The sequence below is a fragment of the Nocardia sp. NPDC004722 genome (assembly GCF_053601505.1).
The window spans coordinates 1-4,796 of record NZ_JBSGBY010000621.1 but is presented as its reverse complement, the minus strand read 5'-3'; the positions used below and the strand labels follow the sequence as shown (position 1 = coordinate 4,796).

General features: G+C 68.3%; 6 protein-coding genes. 3 read left to right on the top strand and 3 right to left on the bottom strand.

The window, feature by feature from the left end; genetic code table 11:
• The 3 genes from ACWELQ_RS38245 to puuE all read left to right on the top strand — a co-directional run.
• Positions 1-390 (top strand): DUF6986 family protein (locus ACWELQ_RS38245; RefSeq protein ID WP_452401897.1); only part of this gene is annotated, 390 nt, incomplete at its 5' end.
• Complete coding sequence (alc, locus tag ACWELQ_RS38240; protein WP_452401896.1) at positions 387-1,415, top strand: allantoicase; 1,029 nt, start codon at positions 387-389, stop codon at positions 1,413-1,415. The genes ACWELQ_RS38245 and alc, both read left to right, overlap by 4 nt.
• Positions 1,412-2,332, top strand: a complete 921-nt coding sequence (puuE, locus tag ACWELQ_RS38235) for an allantoinase PuuE (protein WP_452401895.1) — start codon at positions 1,412-1,414, stop codon at positions 2,330-2,332. The genes alc and puuE overlap by 4 nt, the downstream gene beginning before the upstream one ends.
• A gap of 207 nt (positions 2,333-2,539) precedes the next feature.
• Here the strand turns inward: puuE and ACWELQ_RS38230 are convergent, their stop codons facing one another.
• From ACWELQ_RS38230 to dapB, 3 genes are read right to left on the bottom strand one after another with little or no spacing between them, the layout of a single operon-like run.
• On the bottom strand, positions 2,540-3,187 hold the full coding sequence (locus tag ACWELQ_RS38230) for a hypothetical protein (protein WP_452401894.1): 648 nt from the start codon (positions 3,185-3,187) through the stop codon (positions 2,540-2,542).
• Positions 3,188-3,242: 55 nt separating this feature from the next.
• On the bottom strand, positions 3,243-3,737 hold the full coding sequence (locus ACWELQ_RS38225) for a hypothetical protein (RefSeq protein ID WP_452401893.1): 495 nt from the start codon (positions 3,735-3,737) through the stop codon (positions 3,243-3,245).
• On the bottom strand, positions 3,734-4,489 hold the full coding sequence (gene dapB / locus ACWELQ_RS38220) for a 4-hydroxy-tetrahydrodipicolinate reductase (RefSeq protein WP_452401892.1): 756 nt from the start codon (positions 4,487-4,489) through the stop codon (positions 3,734-3,736). The genes ACWELQ_RS38225 and dapB overlap by 4 nt, the downstream gene beginning before the upstream one ends.
• Between the last annotated feature and the right edge of the window lie 307 nt (positions 4,490-4,796).

The following is a 4,796-nucleotide window of genomic DNA, read 5'->3' as shown; positions in this document are numbered from 1 at the left end:
GACGGCTCCACCCAGGTGCTGCCCATCGGCACCGAGGAGGAGGTGCGCGCGGCGGTGTCGCGGCACTTCCGCCTGGTCACCCGCTCGCTCGAGCGCGGCTACTACCAGGGCTGGGACATGGGCGCGGGCCACCTGGTCACCCGCTGGCTGGCCACCTTCGCCTTCTTCCGCGAGGGCCTCGGCGTCGCCGCCCCGCGCATCGGCCGCTACCTGGATCGCCAGGGCGGCGCGGTCATGGACGAGCCCGCCACCGCGCAGGCGCTGGCCACCGTGGTGCTGCGCGGATTGGAATGCGGCGCGTTCGATCCCGCCGACGTCACCGCCATCGCCCCCAAAGCCTCTGTCGACGTACTGCATCAACTGCGAGAAAGGAAGATTCCGGCGCTATGAGCGACGACTTCACGCTGCTTCCGGACCTGGCCGTGCGCACCCTGGGTGGCGCCGTGCTGTGGGCCAACGACGAGTCCTTCGCCGAGCGCGAGAACCTCATCCGCCCGCAGGCGGCCACCTACTCCCCCGCCACCTTCGGCCACAAGGGCCAGGTGTACGACGGCTGGGAGACCCGTCGCCGCCGCGGCGCGAACGGCGATCACCCCGCCGGGGACGACCGCGACACCGCCATCATCCGCCTGGGCGTGCCCGGCGTGATCAAGGGCGTGGTCGTGGACACCGCCTGGTTCAAGGGCAACTACCCGCCCGAGGTTTCGGTGGAAGCCATTGCGGTGGAAGGCCATCCGTCGACCGAGGAGCTGGTGGCGGCCGAGGGCTGGACCACCATCGTCGAGCGCGCCAAGGTGAACGGCGATTCGAAGAACCCGTTCGCGGTGGACTCCACCAAGCGCTGGACGCACGTGCGGCTGAGCATGTTCCCCGACGGCGGCATCGCGCGGCTGCGCGTGCACGGCGTCGCCAAGCCGGATCTCGCGTGGCTGGAGTCGGGCCCGTTCGACCTGGCCGCGATCGAGAACGGTGGCCTGGTCGCCGACTGCTCCAACATCTTCTTCTCGCACCCGCAGAACATCCTGATGCCGGGCCGCGCGGCCAGCATGGGTGACGGCTGGGAGACCGCGCGCGGACGCGACAAGTCCGTCAACGACTGGGTGCTGGTGCAGCTGGCCGCCGAGGGCGTCATCACCGCCGCGGAGATCGACACCTCGTACTTCCTCTTCAACGCCCCGGGCGCGGGCGCGCTCACCGGTATCCGCGCCGACGGCTCCGAGGTGGAACTGCTGCCGCGCACCCGGTTGCAGCCCGACACCCGGCACCGCTTCCTGATCGACGCCGCCGAGGCGGTCGTGCGGGTGCGCTTCGACGCCTTCCCCGACGGCGGCATGGCGCGGCTGCGACTGTTCGGCACCCTGACCGACGAAGCCCGCGCGCAGCTGCGTGCCGAGCTGGAAAATGAACTGGCATGAGCGATTTCGACCTGAACTACCCGCGGGACATGGTGGGGTACGGCCCCAACCCGCCGCATCCCCACTGGCCCGGCGATGCGAACATCGCCATCAACTTCGTGCTCAACTACGAAGAGGGCGGCGAGAACAACCCGCTCGACGGTGACGAGGGCTCCGAGGCGTTCCTCACCCCGGACATCGTTCCCGGCGGGGCGTTCCCGAACCGCCACCAGAGCGTCGAGACCATGTACGAGTACGGTTCTCGCGCCGGACTGTGGCGGATCCTGCGGCTGTTCGAGCAGCGCGACATCCCGCTCACCATCTTCGGTGTGGCGCGGGCGCTCGAGCGCAACCCGGAAGCCGTCGCGGCGTTCAAGCGTCTCGGCTACGACATCTGCTCGCACGGGCTGCGCTGGTTCACCTATCAGCTGGTGGACAAGGAGACCGAGCGCGCGCACATGGAAGAGGCGGTGCGCATCATCACCAAGCTCTTCGGTGAAGCGCCGAAAGGCTGGTACACCGGCCGCGACTCGCCCAACACCCGCGACCTGGTCGTGGAGCACGGCGGGTTCGTCTACGACTCGGACTCCTACGGCGACGACCTGCCGTACTGGGTGAAGGTCGGCGAGCAGGACCAGCTGGTGCTGCCGTACACCCTGGAAACCAACGACATGCGGTTCGCGTCCCCCGCCGGGTTCGCCAATGGCGAGGAGTTCTTCTCCTACCTCAAGGACGCCTTCGACGTGCTCTACGCCGAAGGCGCCGCGGGAGCGCCGAAGATGCTCTCGATCGGCCTGCACAACCGCATCATCGGCAAGCCCGCCCGCTTCAAGTCCCTGGAACGCTTCGTGGACTACGTGCAGTCGCACGACAAGGTCTGGCTCGCCCGGCGCATCGACATCGCCGAGCACTGGCGCACGGTGCATCCCGCGCCCTGACATCGCAAAACCCCTGCGGCCCGGGTGATTCGCGCGGAATCCCCGGGCCCGGTGGAAATGCCGGTACGGCCCGCTGAGCACACCGCTTCTCACCGGCACCCGCCCGTCACGGGTGGCCGGACTCCTCGGAGTGCGAGCCGCGGCCGACCGGCACCACGAATGTGGCCCGGAACCAACAGGTTCCGGGCCACATTTGTCGTGATCGCTTCAGAGCGTGCCGTTTTCGATATCGGCCTTGACCGCCGTCTGCGAGGCACGGTGCGCGGCAACGCCGTTCTCGGTGGTGAAGTCGATGAGCGCGACGTCCGCGATGAACTGCAGATGCTCGTTCACGGAGGTGGTGCCGTCACCGTTGTCGGTGAAGGTGATCAGCTGATGCGTGGTGACGTTCGGGACGTCCCAGCTGTCGGAAGTGTAGTAGTGCTCGTCCGGGTGCAGCCGCTGTTCGGCCTGGGTGTGGCCGGGGAAGGTGGCCGAGCCCATCGGAATGTCTTCCAGCGCCGTGAAATCCCGGATCTCCACACCGTCCTGGTCGCAGGTGCGGTGCATGATCACGTCCTTGAGGAACGAATGCCGCCCGATCCCCTTGCTGACATCGGAGTACACGTCCCACACCTTGTCCAGCGGGGCGTCGATGGTGATCGGCAGATCCACCTCGGTCACCGCGCGGCCGTCGTCCGGATTCTGCTGCTCGGCCTCGAAGATCGCCCAGCTGGCCTGCCACTCCAGCTTGTACCCGTTGTCGTACTCCACACACGAGGGCGCCTCGTCCGCGCGCGCCACACCCGACCCCGCCGCGGGCGACCCCATCGCCGCACAGGCCACCGCGAGCGCATAACCCACCATGAACTTCACCGGCCGGACTTTACTCCCGCTAAAGGCTACCGGCAGGTTTCGCGCGAAACCCGGGCTACCGTTTGCCCGAACGCTCCGCGCGCTCCAATTCGACTGCGCGCTTCATCATTTCGCGCGCCCGGCTGCGGTCGCCCGCGTAATCGTAGGCGCGGGCGGCGCGGTAGTTGCTGCGCCAGTTCTCCGGGTCCGCCTCGAACTCCGCCTTCACCTGCTCGAAAAGGGCGTCGGCGGCGTCCTTCTCGATACGGCCCGACGCGCGGCGCGGCAGCGCCGAGACATCCAGTTCACCGCCCTCGTCGTGCATACGGCGGGCCAGGTGCTGATGCGCGAAGGCGGCCCGCACGCTGGTCGCGACCGTCCATACGCCCAGCAGCGGCAGGATGAGCACGCCGACGCCGAGCAGGATCGCCGCGACTTTGCCGGAGGTGATCAGATCGATCGCGATCCGGCCCAGCAGCACGAAATAGAACCCGAGGATCAGCACCAGGGCGGCGATGAAACCGACCCGCTTGTAGACCTCGCGAGTGTTGTTGTCGGCCGGGGCGCTCACAGGTCGAGCAGCGGGTCGATGCCCACGGTCAGGCCCGGCCGCAGCGGCGTCTTACGCACACCCAGCAGCACGCCCGGCACGAACGAGGTGCGGTCGAGGGAATCGTGGCGGATGGTCAGCGTCTCGCCCTGGGTGCCGAGGATGACTTCCTGATGGGCGACCAGGCCAGCCAGCCGGATCGAGTGCACGCGCACGCCGTCCACATCCGCGCCGCGCGCGCCCTCCAGCTCCTGGCTGGTGGCATCCGGGCTGCGGCCCACGCCCGCCTTCTCCCGTGCCGCGGCGATCAGACCGGCCGTACGGAACGCGGTGCCCGAGGGCGCGTCGGCCTTGTTCGGGTGATGCAGCTCGATGACCTCGACCGAGTCGAAGAAGCGCGCCGCCTGCTCGGCGAATCGCATGCTCAGCACCGCGCCGATGGCGAAGTTCGGCGCGATCAGCACACCGACCTCCGGCTTGGCCGCCAGCCAGCCCTTCACCTGCTCGAGGCGACCGGCATCGAAGCCTGTGGTGCCGACGACGGCGTGAATGCCGTTCTCCACCAGGAACTTCAGGTTCGGCATCACCACATCGGGATGGGTGAAGTCGACAACCACCTCGGTGCCCGCGGCGGTGAACGCCTCCAGCGAGTCGTCCTTGTCGACCTGCGCCACCAACTCCAGATCCGCAGCCGCCTCGACACCGGCACAGATGGCCTGCCCGACCTTCCCGCGCGCCCCGAGCACACCCACCCGGATCCGGTTCGTGGTCACCTGGTCTCCTTCATCACGCCCACCATGGAATACCCCCACCCTAGTGGGCGGCCTCCACGCCCCCGCCCGCGCGTGCCGACGACAGCCGAGGAATCAAGATCAAGGTGTACTCAGCGTGGAGAATCGGACAATTCTCCGCACTGAGTACACCTTGATCTTGTGGGAACCGGGATTGCGGGGGCGGGCGGGGCGGGCCTAGCGTCGCGGGGGTACGGGGATAACCGACGTCGTGACGCGAAACCCACGCGATCGACGTAGGAGGGGGCTCGGTGGACGGGCGGGTCTATTTGTTGGCGGTGGGGGTATT

What these genes read in the sequence shown, in the direction of transcription:
- alc (WP_452401896.1), top strand. Translation starts at nt 387, where the DNA reads ATGAGCGACGACTTCACGCTGCTTCCGGACCTGGCCGTGCGCACCCTG.
- puuE (WP_452401895.1), top strand. Translation starts at nt 1,412, where the DNA reads ATGAGCGATTTCGACCTGAACTACCCGCGGGACATGGTGGGGTACGGC.